General features: G+C 70.3%; 14 protein-coding genes. 7 read left to right on the top strand and 7 right to left on the bottom strand.

Annotated features, from left to right (window positions below; translation table 11 throughout):
• Nucleotides 1-13: 13 nt before the first annotated feature.
• The gene (locus DNK54_RS07475; protein ID WP_110206480.1) at nucleotides 14-1,759 is read left to right on the top strand and encodes an FAD-dependent oxidoreductase; all 1,746 of its coding nucleotides are present in this window, start codon (nucleotides 14-16) and stop codon (nucleotides 1,757-1,759) included.
• On the opposite strand, the gene DNK54_RS07470 is transcribed toward DNK54_RS07475, so the two are convergent.
• Complete coding sequence (locus DNK54_RS07470) at nucleotides 1,749-2,141, bottom strand: MerR family transcriptional regulator (RefSeq protein WP_110206306.1); 393 nt, start codon at nucleotides 2,139-2,141, stop codon at nucleotides 1,749-1,751. The two genes, DNK54_RS07475 and DNK54_RS07470, sit on opposite strands and share 11 nt — an antisense overlap.
• A gap of 79 nt (nucleotides 2,142-2,220) precedes the next feature.
• Between DNK54_RS07470 and DNK54_RS07465 the strand changes: the two genes are divergently transcribed.
• Nucleotides 2,221-3,432 carry an acyl-CoA dehydrogenase family protein gene (locus DNK54_RS07465; RefSeq protein WP_110206305.1) on the top strand — a complete coding sequence of 404 codons (1,212 nt, stop codon included), beginning with the start codon at nucleotides 2,221-2,223 and terminating at the stop codon, nucleotides 3,430-3,432.
• On the opposite strand, the gene DNK54_RS07460 is transcribed toward DNK54_RS07465, so the two are convergent.
• A complete protein-coding gene (locus tag DNK54_RS07460; protein ID WP_110206304.1) occupies nucleotides 3,398-6,334 on the bottom strand; it encodes an AfsR/SARP family transcriptional regulator in 2,937 nt (978 codons plus the stop codon). The two genes, DNK54_RS07465 and DNK54_RS07460, sit on opposite strands and share 35 nt — an antisense overlap.
• A gap of 54 nt (nucleotides 6,335-6,388) precedes the next feature.
• Between DNK54_RS07460 and DNK54_RS07455 the strand changes: the two genes are divergently transcribed.
• Both DNK54_RS07455 and DNK54_RS07450 read left to right on the top strand, forming a co-directional pair.
• A complete protein-coding gene (locus DNK54_RS07455; protein ID WP_204164455.1) occupies nucleotides 6,389-6,955 on the top strand; it encodes an NUDIX hydrolase in 567 nt (188 codons plus the stop codon).
• A 5-nt stretch (nucleotides 6,956-6,960) separates the two neighbouring features.
• Entirely contained in the window at nucleotides 6,961-7,515 is a 555-nt protein-coding gene (locus DNK54_RS07450) for a GtrA family protein (RefSeq protein ID WP_162602338.1), read from the top strand.
• Here DNK54_RS07450 and DNK54_RS07445 read toward each other — a convergent pair.
• The 3 genes from DNK54_RS07445 to DNK54_RS07435 form a co-directional block, all read right to left on the bottom strand.
• Nucleotides 7,448-8,053, bottom strand: a complete 606-nt coding sequence (locus DNK54_RS07445; protein ID WP_110206302.1) for a Maf family protein — start codon at nucleotides 8,051-8,053, stop codon at nucleotides 7,448-7,450. The genes DNK54_RS07450 and DNK54_RS07445 overlap by 68 nt on opposite strands.
• Entirely contained in the window at nucleotides 8,050-9,735 is a 1,686-nt protein-coding gene (locus DNK54_RS07440) for a DUF885 domain-containing protein (protein WP_110206301.1), read from the bottom strand. The genes DNK54_RS07445 and DNK54_RS07440 overlap by 4 nt, the downstream gene beginning before the upstream one ends.
• 89 nt (nucleotides 9,736-9,824) lie before the next feature.
• Nucleotides 9,825-11,105 carry a choice-of-anchor P family protein gene (locus tag DNK54_RS07435; RefSeq protein ID WP_110206300.1) on the bottom strand — a complete coding sequence of 427 codons (1,281 nt, stop codon included), beginning with the start codon at nucleotides 11,103-11,105 and terminating at the stop codon, nucleotides 9,825-9,827.
• 143 nt (nucleotides 11,106-11,248) lie between these two features.
• On the opposite strand from DNK54_RS07435, the gene DNK54_RS07430 reads away from it, so the two are divergent.
• Both DNK54_RS07430 and DNK54_RS07425 read left to right on the top strand, forming a co-directional pair.
• The gene (locus tag DNK54_RS07430; RefSeq protein ID WP_110206299.1) at nucleotides 11,249-11,737 is read left to right on the top strand and encodes a sigma-70 family RNA polymerase sigma factor; all 489 of its coding nucleotides are present in this window, start codon (nucleotides 11,249-11,251) and stop codon (nucleotides 11,735-11,737) included.
• Nucleotides 11,730-12,965 (top strand): hypothetical protein, encoded by a 1,236-nt coding sequence (locus DNK54_RS07425; RefSeq protein WP_110206298.1) that lies wholly within the window; start codon nucleotides 11,730-11,732, stop codon nucleotides 12,963-12,965. Before DNK54_RS07430 ends, DNK54_RS07425 begins: the two co-directional genes overlap by 8 nt.
• A 13-nt stretch (nucleotides 12,966-12,978) precedes the next feature.
• Here the strand turns inward: DNK54_RS07425 and DNK54_RS07420 are convergent, their stop codons facing one another.
• Both DNK54_RS07420 and DNK54_RS21675 read right to left on the bottom strand, forming a co-directional pair.
• Nucleotides 12,979-14,004 carry a P1 family peptidase gene (locus DNK54_RS07420; protein WP_110206297.1) on the bottom strand — a complete coding sequence of 342 codons (1,026 nt, stop codon included), beginning with the start codon at nucleotides 14,002-14,004 and terminating at the stop codon, nucleotides 12,979-12,981.
• A gap of 4 nt (nucleotides 14,005-14,008) precedes the next feature.
• Nucleotides 14,009-14,131, bottom strand: coding sequence for a hypothetical protein (locus DNK54_RS21675; protein WP_275426252.1), 123 nt, complete (start codon nucleotides 14,129-14,131; stop codon nucleotides 14,009-14,011).
• A 9-nt stretch (nucleotides 14,132-14,140) separates the two neighbouring features.
• Here DNK54_RS21675 and DNK54_RS07415 point away from each other — a divergent pair, with 9 nt between their 5' ends.
• Complete coding sequence (locus tag DNK54_RS07415; RefSeq protein WP_110206296.1) at nucleotides 14,141-15,058, top strand: type IV toxin-antitoxin system AbiEi family antitoxin domain-containing protein; 918 nt, start codon at nucleotides 14,141-14,143, stop codon at nucleotides 15,056-15,058.
• The last annotated feature ends 37 nt before the right edge of the window (nucleotides 15,059-15,095 follow it).

Here is a 15,095-nt window from a genome sequence, read left to right as displayed (position 1 = left end):
GGAGGCAGGGACGATGAAGGATCAGGGATTCGACTACGACGTGCTGGTGGTCGGTTCGGGGTTCGGCGGCTCGGTGACCGCACTCCGGCTCACCGAGAAGGGCTATCGGGTCGGAGTGCTCGAAGCCGGGCGCCGGTTCGCCGACGACGAGTTCGCCGCGACCTCCTGGGATGTCAAGCGCTTCCTCTGGGCCCCGGCGCTCGGCTGCTACGGCATCCAGCGGATCCGGGTGCTCAAGAACGTCGTGGTGCTGGCCGGTGCCGGTGTCGGAGGTGGTTCGCTCGTCTACGCCAACACCCTCTATGAGCCGCAGACCGACGCGTTCTACAACGACCGTCAGTGGGCCGACATCACGGACTGGAAGTCGGAGCTCGCTCCGCACTACGACCAGGCCAAGCGGATGCTCGGGGTCAACCTGAACCCCACCGAGACAGAGGCGGACAAGGTGGTGCGCAAGGTCGCAGAGCGAATGGGCGTCGGCGACACGTTCCACTATGCGCCGGTCGGGGTGTTCTTCGGCCGGGACGGTGCCAAGGAGCCGGGGGTCGAGGTCGACGACCCGTTCTTCGGCGGGGCGGGGCCGCGGCGTACCGGTTGCCACGAATGCGGCGAATGCATGACGGGCTGCCGCCACGGCGCCAAGAACACGCTGGTGAAGAACTACCTCTACCTGGCCGAGCGGGCCGGTGCCGAGGTGCGGGCACTCACCACTGTCACCGAGATCGTGCCCCGGGCCGCGGGCGGGTACGACGTCCACGTCGCCACGACCGGCAAGCGCGGCCGGCGTCACCGGCAGGTGCTGTCGGCAGAGCAGGTCGTCCTGGCCGCCGGCACCTGGGGCACGCAGGAGCTGCTGCACCGGATGAAGCGGGCCGGGCGGCTGCCCCACGTCTCGGATCGCCTCGGTCACCTCACGCGCACCAACTCCGAGTCGATCTGTACCGCCAACACCAAGCTGCGGCGGCGCAAGGAGAACGACTTCCACCGCGGTGTCGCGATCACCGGGTCGATGCACCCCGATGAGGTCACTCACATCGAGCCGGTCCGCTACGGCCAGGGCTCGAACCTCATGGCCCTGATGACCACGGTGATGACCGACGGCGGTGGCCGGATGCCGAGGGCGTTGCGGTGGCTGTGGCAGATCGTCCGCCACCCTGGGAACTTCCTGGCGCTCTACCTCGGGCTGAAGGACTGGTCGAACCGGTCCATCATCGCCCTGGTGATGCAGACCTACGACAACTCGATCACCGTGAAGCCGAAGCGCACCTGGCGGGGCCGGGTGAAGCTGACCTCCACCCAGGGGCACGGCGAGCCCAACCCGACCTGGATCCCGAAGGCCAACGAGGCGACCCGGCTGATGGCCGAGGAGATCGGCGGTGCCGCGTACGGAGGAGTGGGGGAGATCTTCGACATCCCGATGACCGCGCACTTCCTGGGCGGCGCACCCATCGGGTCCGACCCGGAGAGGGGTGTCATCGACGGTTATCACCGGGTCTTCGGACATCCCGGCCTGCATGTCGTGGACGGCGCTGCGATCTCCGCGAACCTCGGCGTGAACCCGTCGCTCACCATCACCGCCCAAGCAGAGCGCGCGATGTCGTTGTGGCCCAACAAGGGCGAGGCCGACCAGCGCCCACCGGTCGGTGCGACCTACGTGCCGGTGGAGCGGGTCGCTCCGGCGGTTCCGGTCGTCCCTGCGGGCGCGCCGGCGGCGCTCCCGGTCGACCTGCCGACGCCGAAGATGCCGGTCAGGGACTAGGCCTGCCGATCCGGTCCAGCTCCTCCTGGCAGCGTCGGGCGACTCCGGCGAGATCCTGCTCGGTACGGCGGATGTCGTCGCGCAGTCGGTCGAGCTCCGCGCGACGCACCTCGATCTGGTCGAGGAGGTAGCGCAGCTGCCCTGCCTCGCCGGGCGGTTCGTCGTACATGTTGACGATGGTGGCGATCGCCTCCAGCGTGAAGCCGAGGCGTTTGCCGCGCAGGATCAGCTCCAGCCGGATCCGGTCCCGCTGCCGGTAGTGCCGGGCGCTTCCGGAGCGCATCGGGGAGAGCAGCCCGAGCTCCTCGTAGTGGCGCAGCGTGCGCAGCGTGACGTCGTACTCGTTCGCGAGCTGGCGGATGGTCCAGGTGCGCTCCGCCATCCGTGACCTCCGACCTTGCCTTACGTTGACGTAAGCGTACGACGATGGCGGCCGAGCCGTCGCTATGCCAGGAGGAAGCATGTCGTTCGAACTCACTCGCGAGCATGAGGAGTTCCGTCGCACGGTCCGCGACTTCGCCGAGGCGGAGATCGGTCCGCACGTTGCCCGATGGGACCGGGAGCACCACTTCCCGGTCGACGTCGTGCAGAAGATGGGCGACCTGGGCCTCTTCGGGCTCACGGCGCCGGAGGAGTACGGCGGCGCCGGCATCGCGCCCGAGGACGGCCCGTTCACCTCGCTCTGTCTCGCGATCGAGGAGCTTGGCCGAGTCGACCAGGCGATGGGCATCACGTTGGAGGCCGGGGTCGGGCTCGGCATCAATCCCATCCTCACGTTCGGCACCGACGCCCAGCGGGAGCAGTGGCTGCCCGAGCTCGTCGCCGGGCGGCGGCTGGCTGGCTTCGGCCTCACCGAGCCGGGCGCCGGATCGGATGCCGGTGCGACCCGGACCAAGGCCGAGCTCGTCGGCGACGAGTGGGTCGTCAACGGTGCCAAGCAGTTCATCACCAACTCCGGCTCCGCCATCACCTCGGTCGTGACCGTGACCGCGCGGACCGGGGTCTCGACAAGCTCGACCACCGGAGCAGAACGACCGGAGATCTCGGCGATCATCGTGCCTTCGGGCACTCCGGGCTTCACCGCGGAGCCGCAGTACGACAAGCTCGGCTGGCATATCTCCGACACCCACCCGCTGACCTTCGTCGACGCGCGGGTGCCGGCGGAGAACCTGCTGGGAGAGCGGGGTCGCGGCTATGCCCAGTTCCTCGCCACGCTCGACGACGGCCGCGTTGCGATCGCCGCGCTGGCCACCGGCCTGATCCAGGCCTGCGTCGATCTCTGCACCACCTACGCCCTCGAGCGGCAGACCATGGGAGGGCCGATCGGGCGCAAGCAGGGCGTCGCCTTCCAGATCGCAGACCTCGAGGTGATGCTGCACGCCTCGCGGCTGCTCACCTACAAGGCGGCGGCCATGAAGGACGCGATGGCGGGTGGCCGTGGCCCCACGGCGGCGGAGTTCAAGCACGCCGCGTCGATCGCCAAGCTCTACACCTCGGAGTCCGCGGTGACCGCGACCCGGATCGCCACGCAGGTCTTCGGGGGCTACGGCTTCATGGAGGAGTACCCGGTGGCCCGCTTCTACCGCGACGCCAAGATCCTGGAGATCGGTGAGGGCACCAGCGAGGTGCAGCGGATGCTCATCGCCCGGGGTCTCGGCCTGCCGGTGGAGTGACGCCGCAGGCCTCTCGACGTCGCCTCGCCTGCTCCGCGCTCCGCTGGGCCTCCGCCGCCCGGCCGAGGTCGCGGAGCAGATCGGCGCGCTGGTCGAGGAGCCCCCACTCGCTCTCGCCGAAGCCGCCGCGCCGCGCCAGGGCGAGCGCCTCCTCGAGCAGGGCTTCGGCGCGGTCGGGATCGTCGCGGCGCGCGAGTTGCGCAAGGGCGCCGAGACTCTGGAGGGTCTGGTCGACGTCTCCGAGGTCGCGGGCCAGGTCGAGGGCCGCGGTCAGGTGCAGCTCGGCGTCGGCCCGCTCGCCGTCGGCGAGGCTGACCACGCCGAGCAGCCACCGCGCCTCGCACTCGAGAAGGCGGTTGTCATCGTCTCGCGCGAGGCCGAGAGCGAGTTCGGCCGTGGCGCGTGCCGGCTCGGGCAGCCCGCGGCACCACTGCAGGCGAGCCAGGCGGCATGCGCTGTAGGTCGGGCCCGGCCCGCCGGTCGCGGCGGCGCACTCGGCCCGGTGCAGCTCGGTCAGGATCGGGTCGGCCTCGTCGAGCCTTCCCATCCGGGTGAGGGTCTCGCCGAGATTGCCTCGCGCGATCCGGGCCCGGCGCGAGTCCTGCAGGGCCTCGAGGTGCCGGTGTGCGCGGGTGAAGCAGTCGGCGGCGGCAGGCAGCCGGCCGCGGAAGAGCAGGTAGATCCCCAGGTTGTTCTCCGAGGTGGCGATCCGCGTGAGGTCGCCCGAGCGCTCCGCCGCCACCATCGCCCGGCGCAGCAGCTGTTCGCCGGGTCCCCACTCGCCGCGTCGGTGGTTGAGGACGCCCAGGGCGCCGAGAAGCATCGCCTCGGTGCCGTGGTCGCTGAGCCGGGCAGCAGCGCGGGAGCCCGCCGTCGCCAGTCGCTCGGCCAAGGCGTTCTCGCCCTGTCGGGAGAGCGGGTAGCACAGCGCGGCAGCGCTTGTCGCCACCGCCTCGTCCGCGGCGTACGGCGCCACCTGGGCGACCTCGACGATGGTGGGGGCCGCTCGGCTCAGCCAGGCCCGGGCCTCGTCGGCCGTCGGGAAGTCCGCTGCGGGCCGACCGCGTTCCCAGAGGCCGATGGCGGCCTCGACCCGCGTTGCGAAGTGCCTCGCCAGACGGGTCCGGCCCGCCGTGCGCACCGCTTCCGGCAGCGCCTCGGCGCTGCGCCGGGCACAGGCGGCGAGGAGGTCGTGCTGCCGGACCCAACCCGCGGTCAGGTCCGCGAGGTGTGCTCGGGTCACCTCCTCGAGCGCGCGCCGAGTGCGGTGCAGGTCGAGGCCGGCGAGCGCTGCCAGCCCGGGCACGTCGATCTCGCTCGCCGGGTTGTCACCGAGCGCCTGGGTGAGCCTGGTGGCGTCGGGGCGAAGGGCGTCGAACGACCAGGAGAGGATCTCGCGGGCGCTGCTGTCCGGGTCACCGAGCTCGAGGAGGTCGAGGGCCTCCTCCGCGGCTGAGGCCTCGGCCAGCACCCCCAGCAGGTAGGGGTCGGCACGCACCCGTTCGCCGGCGACGCGCAGCGCCAGCGGGAGGTGCGCGCAGCGCTGGGCGAGCAGCAGCCACTGCCGGTCGTCGTCCGGGGATCCGGCCGGATCGGCGGCCTCGCCGCGGAGCACGGCGACGGCATCGGCGGGGGCGAGTCCGCTCAGCTCGATCCGGCAGGCGTCCTCGCGGATGCTGAGCCCGCTGAGGCGGTCGCGACTGGTGACCACGGTGCGGCACGACGGCGTACCGGGCAGGAGCGGACGCACCTGCTCTGTGGAGCGGGCGTTGTCGAGGATGAGGATGAGGCGTCGGTCGGCGACGAGGCTGCGGAAGGTGGCGGTGCGCTCGTCGAGGTCGCGCAATCCTGTCGGGTCGCAGCCAAGCGCCCGGAGGAACCCGTCCAGAACGACGTCTGGCTCCAGCGGCGGTGCCGCAGAGTAGCCGCGGAGATCGACGAAGAGCTGGCCGTCCGGGTAGTGCGACCGGCGCCGCTCCGCCCAGGCCAGCGCCAGCGCGCTCTTGCCGGCACCGGGGGCGCCGGTCACGACGCCGATCGGCCGGTCGGTCAGAAGGCGGCCGAGCTCGGCCTCAGCTGCGTCGCGGCCGACGAGCGGGGGCGCGATCGGCAGCTGCGCGGGAGTCGGCAGCGCGCTCCGGCCGCCGGCGGCGAGCGAGCCGCTGAGCACCGCCTCGTGCATCGCGCGCAGCGGAGCCGAGGGCTCCAGACCGAGCTCCTCGATCAGCACTCGCCGGGTGTCGCGGTAGACCTGGAGCGCCTCCTGCTGACGCCCGCACCGTTGGAGGGCGCTCATCACCAGCGCTTGCAGCGACTCCCGGAACGGGTGCGCCGCGGCGAGGCCCTGCAGGTCCGCCACCACGTCGAGATGCCGGCCGCGTCCGATCTCGGCCCCGAACATCGCCTCGGCGACATCGAGCCGAAGCGTGTGCAGCCGTGCTGCCCGCTCTGCACAGGCGGCAAGGTCGCTGCCGTCGAAGGCAACCCCGGCCAGGAGGCCTCCTCCGTCCCGGGCACCCCATTCCTCGAGTGCGCAGCGGGCCACGTCAGCACGTGCACCGTCCTCCCCGGTGCAGGCCAGGGCGGTCAGCGCCGCCTGCTCGAACCTCAGCGAGTCCAGCTCCTCGATCGCGACCCGCAGCCGGTAGCCGGTCTCCTCGGCAACGATCCGTTGGGGATGGTCGAGCTCGTTGCGCAGGCGGTGGATCTGGACGTGCAGCCGCGACTGGGCCCGGTCGTCGGTCGGCTCACCCCACAGTGCATCGATGAGGACGCCGAACCGCACCACGTCGTTCGGGTGGGCGAGCAGCAGGCTCAACAGGCGACTCTTGAGCGGGCCGCGCGGCTGGACCCACGTGTCGTCCACGCAGTAGCTCACCGGCCCGAGTACGCGGAAGCGCATGCGTTCCTCCTTCGGTCCACCACCCTAGGGAACCGCTGCCACTAGGGTGCAACGGTGACGAGAACCTTCGAGGTGCCCGAGGATCCGGGCGACCGGCCGTTGCGGCGCCGCGCCACGGTGCGGGTTCTGGTGGTCGATCCCGAGGACCGAGTGCTCCTGATCGGTGACAGCGACCCGGGAACGGGCGCTCGTTGGTGGATCACCCCCGGCGGCGGCATCGATCCCGGCGAGGACGACCTGACGGCCGTCGTCCGTGAGCTCTACGAGGAGACCGGCCTCGTGGTTGCCCGTGACGACGTGATCGGGCCGCTCGCGTCACGGCGGGTACGGCACGGCTACAGCGACGTGGTCGTCGACCAGCACGACACGTTCTACGCACTCCGTACGCCGGCGTTCGAGCCCGCACCGGCCGGTTTGACGGAGGAGGAGCTCACCACCGTGCACGGGATCCGGTGGTGGACGGAGGAGGAGCTGCGGAGCACCGCGGAGACCGTATGGCCGACGCTGCTCCCGGATCTGCTGGGCTGGGTGGACGCCCCGCCGACGGCTCCGGTCGCCCTCCCCGATGTCGAAGAATCCAGTGTGCCGATCACTGGTGCGGGGGAGCCCCTATACCCTTGAGTCCCATGGGGCTACGCCGCAGCCGAGTGCTGAGTGAAGTGACGCGCTTTATGGCGGTCGGCGGCGCGGCGACGACGGTTGCCTTCCTCCTCTTCAACTTCCTCGTCCACGGCTTCTGGGTCGTCAAGGATGCCTGGCTCGGCGACCACCCGATGACCGGCTACATCATCGCCAACACCATCGGCATGTGGATCAGCTACAACGGCACGAAGTCCTGGGCCTTCAAGCACCGCCAGTCGGCGCATCCCGACGGCGGCGTGTCGGCGTACGTCGTCATCAACGTCATCACGATGACCCTGCCGATGGCGTGCCTGTGGTTCAGCCGCCACGCGCTCGGTCTGACCGATCCGGTCGCCGACAACATCGCCGCCAACGTGGTGGGCCTGACCATGGGCACGGTCGCCAGGTTCTTCCTCTTCCGCAAGCTCGTCTTCGCGCTGCCGTCCTATCAGCAGACCACCCTGGCCGGCACGGTGACCGATCCGCTGCCGCTCATCGGCTCGGAGCAGGAGCCCACAGCTCCGTCCACCGGTGACCTAGGTCGGCCAGCAGGCGCCTGAGCAGCGGAAGGCTGACGCCCACGACGTTGTGGTGGTCGCCCTCGATGCCGGTGATGAAGGCGCCGCCGAGCCCGTCGATGGTGAACGCGCCGGCGACGTGCAGCGGCTCGCCGGTGGCGACGTACGCCTCGATCTCATCGTCGGTGACCTCGGCGAAGTGGACCGTCGTGCTCGCGACGGCACTGGCGACCTCGCCGGAGACGAGATCGTGCACCGCATGGCCGCTGTGCAGGACACCGGAGCGTCCCCGCATCTCCCTCCAGCGCAGGATCGCCTCGTGGGCGCCTGCCGGCTTCCCGAGGGCGCGGCCGTCGAGCTCGAGCACGGAGTCGCAGCCGAGGACGAGTCCCGGGCCGGCGACCCGTTGCGCGACGGCTGCAGCCTTGAGCCGGGCCAGCCCGAGGGCCAGGTCGGCGGGTACGAGGCCGTGGAGCTGGGACTCGTCGACCCCGGAGACGACCACCTCCGGATCCACCCCGGCTGCCCTCAGGGTGGCGAGACGGGCGGGAGACTGCGAGGCGAGGATCAGCCGGGTCACAGGCGCGCCAGTGCCTGGGTGAGCGGGTCGAGCCCGAGTGACCCGAGATCGAGCGCGGCCCGGTGGAACGCCTTGAGGTCGAAGTCGGCGCCCTGCCGCTGCTTGGCTTGCTCTCGCGCCTCCAGCCAGATCCGCTCTCCGACCTTGTAGGAGGGGGCCTGCCCCGGCCAGCCCAGGTAGCGGTTGACCTCGAAGACGATCTGCGCGTCGTCCATGCGGGCGTGCGCACGCATGAACTCCAGCCCCAGCGCCGGCGTCCAGCGCTCGCCCGGGTGGAAGCCGTACGGGTTGTCGCGGGGGATCTCCAGCTGCAGATGCATCCCGATGTCGACGACCACGCGCGCCGCACGGAAGCCCTGCATGTCGAGCATGCCCAGTCGATGTGTGGGATCGGCGAGGTACCCCAGCTCGTCCATGAGGCGTTCGGCGTAGAGGGCCCATCCTTCGCCGTGGCCACTGACCCAGCACATCAGCCGCTGCCAGCGGTTCAGCGACTCCTTGCGGTAGGCGGTCTGCGCGACCTGCAGATGATGGCCGGGGACGCCCTCGTGGAAGACGGTGCTGGTCTCGCGCCACGGCGAGAACGTGTCGACCCCCGCGGGCACCGACCACCACATCCGGCCGGGCCGCGAGAAGTCCTCCGACGGGCCGGTGTAGTACATGCCGCCGTCGTCCGTCGGTGCGATCCGGCATTCGATGCGGCGGATCGGCTCGGGGATGTCGAAGTGCACGTCGGCGAGCTCGGCGAGGGTGCGATCGGCGAGCTCCTGCATCCACTCCCGGAACGGTTCCAAGCCCACGATGCGCTGGCTCGGATCGGCGTCGAGGGCGGCCGCGACCTCCGCGATCGACGCGCCGGGGCGAAGGTCTGCGCAGATCAGCAGCATCTCGTCCTCGATCCGCTTGAGCTCCTCCCAACCCCACGCGTAGGTCTGCTCCAGATCGATGGTGGCCCCGAGGAAGCTCCGCGAGGCGAGGGCGTAGTGGTCGCGGCCCACGGCCTCCACCTCGCGGCCCTGGGGCTCCATCTCGTCGGTGAGGAAGAGGCTGAAGTCCGCGAAGGCGCGGGTCGCCGATGCGGCGTTCTGCTCCAGCTCGGAGCGGAGTGCGCCCGTCACGTCGCATTCGGCGACGAGCCGGGTGAAGACGCTGGCTGAGTCGCCTCGCCGGCCCGTCCAGCTGGCCACCTGGTTCGCGACCTCGGCGTACTGCCGGGCGGCGACGACGTTGCCCTTGCGTGCCTCCTCGGACAGCGTGATCCGGTAGCCCTGGAGGGCATCGGGGATCCCGCCCAGCCGAGCGGAGATGTTCGCCCATGCCTGCTCGCCCTCGGTCGGCATCAGGTCGAACGCATCGCGGAGCGCGTGCAGGCCGCTGCTGATCACCGAGAAGTCACAGCGTGCGAACCCGGCGTCCGCCAGCTCGACCTCCAGGCCGAGCCGCTCGGTGAAGGCCTCCTGCGCGACGGTCTCCCGCTCGTCGGCCGGACGGGCGGCGGTGGCCGCAGCCAGCGCGCGGCGCGTGAGCTCCTCCCGAGCCGCGAAGCCGTCGGGGGAGAGGTCGGGCAGGCGATCGTCGTGACCGGCGATGCCGACGTAGGTCGCGGTGACCGGGTCGAGCGCCGCATACTCCTCGACATACGTCTCGCTGATTCGGTCCACCTGGCGATCACGGGCAGTCATGGTCGCCAGCCTAGAGGTCTTGCCAGGAAGGACGATGCCGGCCGCTACGCGGGTTGCCCGACAGCTCGCCTGACGGTAACGCCGAGCGGTCAGCCCCAGATCCAGGTGGCCGCCACAGCGAGCTCGATCGTGGCACCGACCTCCACCCCGTTCCCCGGCTCGAGCACCTTCACGTAGAGACCGCGAATCTTGTTGGAGTTCCCCTTGCGGATGCGCTGGTTGAGCACCACCTTGCCGAGACCGGCGACGTCGATCGTCGTGTTCTTGCCGATGTTGACCGGGATGCTCTTGCCGGCGATCCGCAGGTTCACGAAGCTGATCGACTCCTTCGGCTTGAACCTCCCGTTGCGGTAGGTCGACTCGGCCCGGACCCTGATCGCGTCGACGTGGATGAGCCCGTTGAAGAGGTCGACACCCGCGATCTGGTTCTGGTTGACGATCCGGCCGTAGCCGCGCCGTGCCTTGGACTTCGTGAACGACGAGACGGCTCCGACCGTGACGACACCGGGCACGTTGACCTCAGCGGTGCGGTTGAGCTCCTTGCGTCCGCCGGAGCCGTTGGGCGGCGTAGTGGCCTGGGCAGTGCGACCGACCTGGCCCTTCACCATGTCGGTGACCTTCACCTGTACGTCGGTGCCGAAGGCGAAGCCACCCAACGCGGGGTTGCCCTTGGGCACCGGCACAGAGAGCAGGGAGTAGGTCGGGTTGAGGATGATCTTGCTGCCGAGCGGGGCCGGGCCGCGATCGCTCAGCAGCCAGATGCCCAGTGCGTAGCCGGTGTTGGTCGCGACGCCGTGCTTCTGCCCGACCTGGCTCACGTTCGCCTCGACCATGGCGACTCCGGGGATCACGATGCGGAAGTTCTCCGGCAGGTCCACCGGCAGCTTGGCGCCCAGCACCCGCAGATTGACGAAGCGGGTCGTCGAGTGTGCGGTCAGGCCGTGCGGGGTGCCCTGGGTGATGTTCTTGGTGACCACGGCGTCGGCACGCACCAGGCCGCCGAGCAGCGAGACCTTGCCGGTGCGGGACTTCGTGATGAGCTTGGTGCCTTGCTTGTGCCGCTTCGCCTTCGTGGAGGTCTTGATCGCGCTCACGTCGACGAGCTGTCTCGGTGCCACTTTCACCGACGCGGTCGACGATGTCATCTTGTTGGGCACCTGGGCACCGGAGATCGTGGACTGAGAGGTCAGGTCGGAGGAGATGGTGGTGCCGAGTGCGCGCACCATGGTGCCGCCCGCATAGGAGACATAGGCCCAGGGTTGGGACTTCGCGGCTGCCGCGGGTGGGAGATGCCCGGGCGAGGCCGGAGACTGCAGCAGAACGGTGACGAGCGCCAGCAGGAACAGGACAGGGAACGGTCGACGCGACATGAGAACCTCGAGAACCTCAGTACGTGTGGGTGTCCCTCCCCGAACCCCACAGTAACGCCCGACGAGAATCTGGGCGATCCATGCAACCTTCCGGGGCCGCTGGTGGTCGTGTTGGGTGAGGGCGGCGGCAGAGGAGGTCGAGCATGGGCATGGAGTGGGTCCAGCAGTGCTTCGAGGCTTCCTATCGCCGGCTCGTGGGTCAGCTCTACGCCGTCTGCGGCGACCTGACCGAGGCTGAGGAGGTCGTCTCCGAGGCCTTCGTGCGAGCGGCTGCCCGGCCGGCTGCCTTCGCCCGCGTGGACAATCCGGAGGCCTGGCTGCGTACCGTCGCCGTCAACGTCGCGCGGACCCGCCACCGTCGACGGGCGATCGGTCTGCGGTTGCACGTGGCGCACGAGCCGCAGCATCGCCACCCCGACCTGTCGACCGAGCGGCTCGCCGTCGTCCAGGCACTGCGGGGACTTCCGGCAGCGCAACGCGAGGCACTCGCGCTGCACTACCTGGCGGACCTCTCCGTGCAGCAGGTCGCCGAGACGCTGGGCGTGCCGGCCGGAACCGTCAAGGCACGGCTGAGCCGCGGGCGGGCCGCGCTCGCCGAGCTGCTCACCCGTGAGGAGGAGACCCATGCCTGAGATCGACGACCCGGCCTTCGCTGGCGACGTCGCGAATGGCGTGCATCCGCCAGCCTTCGCCGCTATCCGGACGGGCGCCGTACGCCGCACCCGACGGCATCGGGCCGCCGCTGCGGGCATCTCGGCCCTCGCTGTCCTCGCTGTGATCGGTGGAGTCTGGCTGGGCAACGGCGCCGAGCCTGACGCGGGTGCTCCGGCCGGAACGCCCAGCCCGACGCCCAGCCGGCTGCCGACGACGCCGTCTGACCCCGAGTTGCCGCGGCGGGAACCGATGCGGCAGGAACCGCCGTGGCTCGCGAGCGACCGTGCCTTCGTCGATGGCTTCGCCATGGTGCCGGGTGAGGAGACTGTCGCCTCCACCTGGTTCTGCGACCGACGCTGCGAGGGCGCCGCCAAGCGGGTGCTTGTCGTCTCCGCTTCGGGGCGGCGAAGCGTCATCGCGATCCCACGCGGCACACTGACCGCCGCAGGCGGCGGACGCTTCATTGTCGAGCCGTATCGGCCGGGCGCGCCGCCGCGCGTCTTCGACATCGACGGCGAGGTGGCCATGACGATGGAGTCGGGCAGTTCGCCGCTCGCTGCGGGTGAGGTAGTTGCAGCGATCTCAGGCAGCGGGCTGCGGTACATCGGCCTGTTCGGCATCAACGGCAAGACGGCGACCATGCATGAGCTGGTGGTGCCGCCCGAGATCCTCCTCCAGGCCGTGCACGCCGATGGGCGACACCTGACGTTCGAGGGTTCGCAGACGTTCTGGCTCAGCGACGATGGCGGCGCGAGTGGCACCCGCAACGACCTGGACACCGACGGTTATCTGACCAGCCTGGTGCCCAGCGCCCGGCCCGGCACCCGCGTGGTGTTGCTCGGCGGCGACGGCGCAACGCTTTTCCCGCTCCAGCGGGTGGCGCGTCTGCACGCTGATGGCACCAACACGGTCGAGGACGTTCATCTGGAGTCGCCCTTCGTCCTTGCCTCGCTGGTACGCCGCGACGGCAGTCTCGTGCTCGCGACGGTCGGCGGCGAGTTCGGCGATCCGCTCCGGATCTGGCGGCAACGACCCGAGGGCGGCGCGTTCGAGGAGCTCATTCCCACCGGCTTCGAGGCGGCAACAGATCTGTTCGGCACCATCAGCACGTCGCGCGGGCCGATCATGGTCGCCACCACTGTCGATCGAGGGCAGGCGCTGATCAGCACCGACGGCGAGGTCTGGAAGTCGGTCCGCATGCGCTGACGGTTGTCGGTCGTCAGGCGAAGGCGCTGGGGAAGGCTTCGCGGTAGGAACGCAGGGGCGGCGTCGACTCCGGCGTCGAGGTGGCGGCGAGCACCGCGCGGACCACCGAGCGGGTGACCACGTCGTCCGCGCAGGTAAGCAGCTCCTGGAAGCCGAAGACGTCGCGCGGTTCGCGAGCGCAGGTGGCCATGGTGAAGAGGGTGTCGCCGTCGAACATGGTGTGCACCGGGTTGATCGACCGGGCCAGCCCGTCGTGGCCGATGCCGGACATCTTCTGGCACTGGGCCTTGGTGAGGGTTGCGTCGGTGGCGATGACGCCGATGGTCGTCGCCAGCGGCGCTCGCAGGGGGAGGGGGAGCGCCGCAGCCGCCGCCTGTGCCGCTTCGACCTCCGTCGAGTCAGGTCGCCGGAGGCCGGGCAGTTCGCCGTCGCGGCAGTGCCGCGCGCCCCAGAGGTCGCCGGTCGCAGGATCGACCGCCGAGCCGACGGCGTTGACCACCACCAGCGCGGCTACCCAGGTGCCGTCGGCAAGCTGGGTCGAGGCGCTGCCGACGCCACCCTTCAGACCGCCTACGCGAGCGCCCGTCCCGGCGCCGACGGTGCCGAGCGCAACAGCATCGGCCGAGGCAGCGGCGTACGCCTGGGCGCCGAGTGGCGCGTCCGGATGGTGGGCGAAGACACCGCCCCGACCGAGGTCGTAGATGACCGCCCCCGGGACGATCGGCACCACCTCGCCGGGGCCGCCCATCGGGAAGCCGACTCCGTCGCGGAAGAGTCCCTGGACGACGCCGTCGACAGCAGCCAGGCCCAGGGCAGAACCTCCGGTGAGGGTGACCGCGTGCACCCGCTCGACCAGGTTGCGCGGGTCGAGCAGGTCGGTCTCGCGGGTGCCCGGTCCGCCGCCGCGTACGTCGACTCCGGCTACCGCACCCTCCTGCGGCGCGAGGACGACGGTGGTGCCGCTCAGCCAGCCGTCTCCGACCCGCTGGGCATGGCCGACCCGGATCCCGGGAACGTCGACAAGGGTGTTGGTCTGCACGGGTCTAGTGAACCAGCGCGACGGCAACGCCGTACGGTGAGGCCATCAGGCGACCTCGGCGTACGGCGTTGAGGCTTATCCACAGCCGACTGCTGCGCGGGGTGCGCGCGGCTGCTTCGCTGCGCATGGTTGTCGCATGGATGGTTGGGTCGATCTGTTGCGGCGGCAGGCTGGCGTGATCGGGCGCGATCAATTGTTGGCCGCGGCCGTGGCCCCGCATGCCATCCGTCGCATGGTCCGGCGCCGCGAGCTCACGCCGGTATCGCGTGGCCTCTATCTCGACCACACCGGCGCTCCCACACGTCGCCAGCGCGAGTGGATGGCGGTACGCGCGCTCTGGCCCGCGGTGTTGTCCCACCAGTCCGCTTTGGACTTCGAGGCGACGGGCACCGGACCGATCCACGTGGCCGTCGACAGTCGACGGCGCGTCAATAGGGTCGAAGGCGTCCGATCGCACTACGTGACCAGCATCGATACACGGGCGCAGTGGCACCTGTCCCCACCGCGGATGCGGATCGAAGAGGCAGCGCTCGACCTTGCAGATGCGGCTCGCCGTGATCTCGACGTCATCGCCGCCCTGGCTGATGCGGTGGGAAGTCGGCGCACCACAGCAGAGCGGATCGCACGTGCGTTGGAGGGACGTTCCCGCATCAGCGGGCGCGCGTTCATCGCCGGTGTCCTTGAAGACGTCGCCGCCGGAACCTGCTCGGTCCTGGAACATCGCTATCTCACCCAGATCGAGCGAGCGCATGGGCTGCCCGCCGCGCGTCGGCAGGTCCGCGACACGGCGCCCGGCACGATCTATCGCGATGCGCTCATCGAGGAGTTCGGGTTGGTCATCGAACTCGACGGGCACCTTGTGCACAGTGATCGGCGGCAACGCGAGGTCGATCTCGGTCGCGATCTTCGATCAGCAGCACGTGGTCTGATCACGGTCAGGCTCGGTTGGGGGCACGTCATCGAGGAGACCTGCGGGACCGCGACAGCGTTGGCTGATCTCTTGGCGACCCGCGGGTGGGCAGGGCACCTGCTGCGCTGTCCGTCGTGCCCCTGAAATGAGCAACGCCGTACTCCGAGGTCAACAGGTGGCC

The sequence above is a fragment of the Nocardioides daejeonensis genome (assembly GCF_003194585.1).
Classification (GTDB): domain Bacteria; phylum Actinomycetota; class Actinomycetes; order Propionibacteriales; family Nocardioidaceae; genus Nocardioides; species Nocardioides daejeonensis.
Note: the sequence above shows the minus strand (reverse complement) of the source record. Positions and strands in the feature narration are given on the sequence as shown.

Bases quoted from the DNA above. Each gene is read 5' to 3' on its own strand.
- DNK54_RS07475 (WP_110206480.1), top strand. From the start codon at position 14: ATGAAGGATCAGGGATTCGACTACGACGTGCTGGTGGTCGGTTCGGGG.
- DNK54_RS07470 (WP_110206306.1), bottom strand. From the start codon at position 2,141: ATGGCGGAGCGCACCTGGACCATCCGCCAGCTCGCGAACGAGTACGAC.
- DNK54_RS07465 (WP_110206305.1), top strand. From the start codon at position 2,221: ATGTCGTTCGAACTCACTCGCGAGCATGAGGAGTTCCGTCGCACGGTC.
- DNK54_RS07460 (WP_110206304.1), bottom strand. From the start codon at position 6,334: ATGCGCTTCCGCGTACTCGGGCCGGTGAGCTACTGCGTGGACGACACG.
- DNK54_RS07450 (WP_162602338.1), top strand. From the start codon at position 6,961: ATGGGGCTACGCCGCAGCCGAGTGCTGAGTGAAGTGACGCGCTTTATG.
- DNK54_RS07440 (WP_110206301.1), bottom strand. From the start codon at position 9,735: ATGACTGCCCGTGATCGCCAGGTGGACCGAATCAGCGAGACGTATGTC.
- DNK54_RS07435 (WP_110206300.1), bottom strand. From the start codon at position 11,105: ATGTCGCGTCGACCGTTCCCTGTCCTGTTCCTGCTGGCGCTCGTCACC.
- DNK54_RS07430 (WP_110206299.1), top strand. From the start codon at position 11,249: ATGGGCATGGAGTGGGTCCAGCAGTGCTTCGAGGCTTCCTATCGCCGG.
- DNK54_RS07425 (WP_110206298.1), top strand. From the start codon at position 11,730: ATGCCTGAGATCGACGACCCGGCCTTCGCTGGCGACGTCGCGAATGGC.
- DNK54_RS21675 (WP_275426252.1), bottom strand. From the start codon at position 14,131: ATGCGCAGCGAAGCAGCCGCGCGCACCCCGCGCAGCAGTCGGCTGTGG.
- DNK54_RS07415 (WP_110206296.1), top strand. From the start codon at position 14,141: ATGGATGGTTGGGTCGATCTGTTGCGGCGGCAGGCTGGCGTGATCGGG.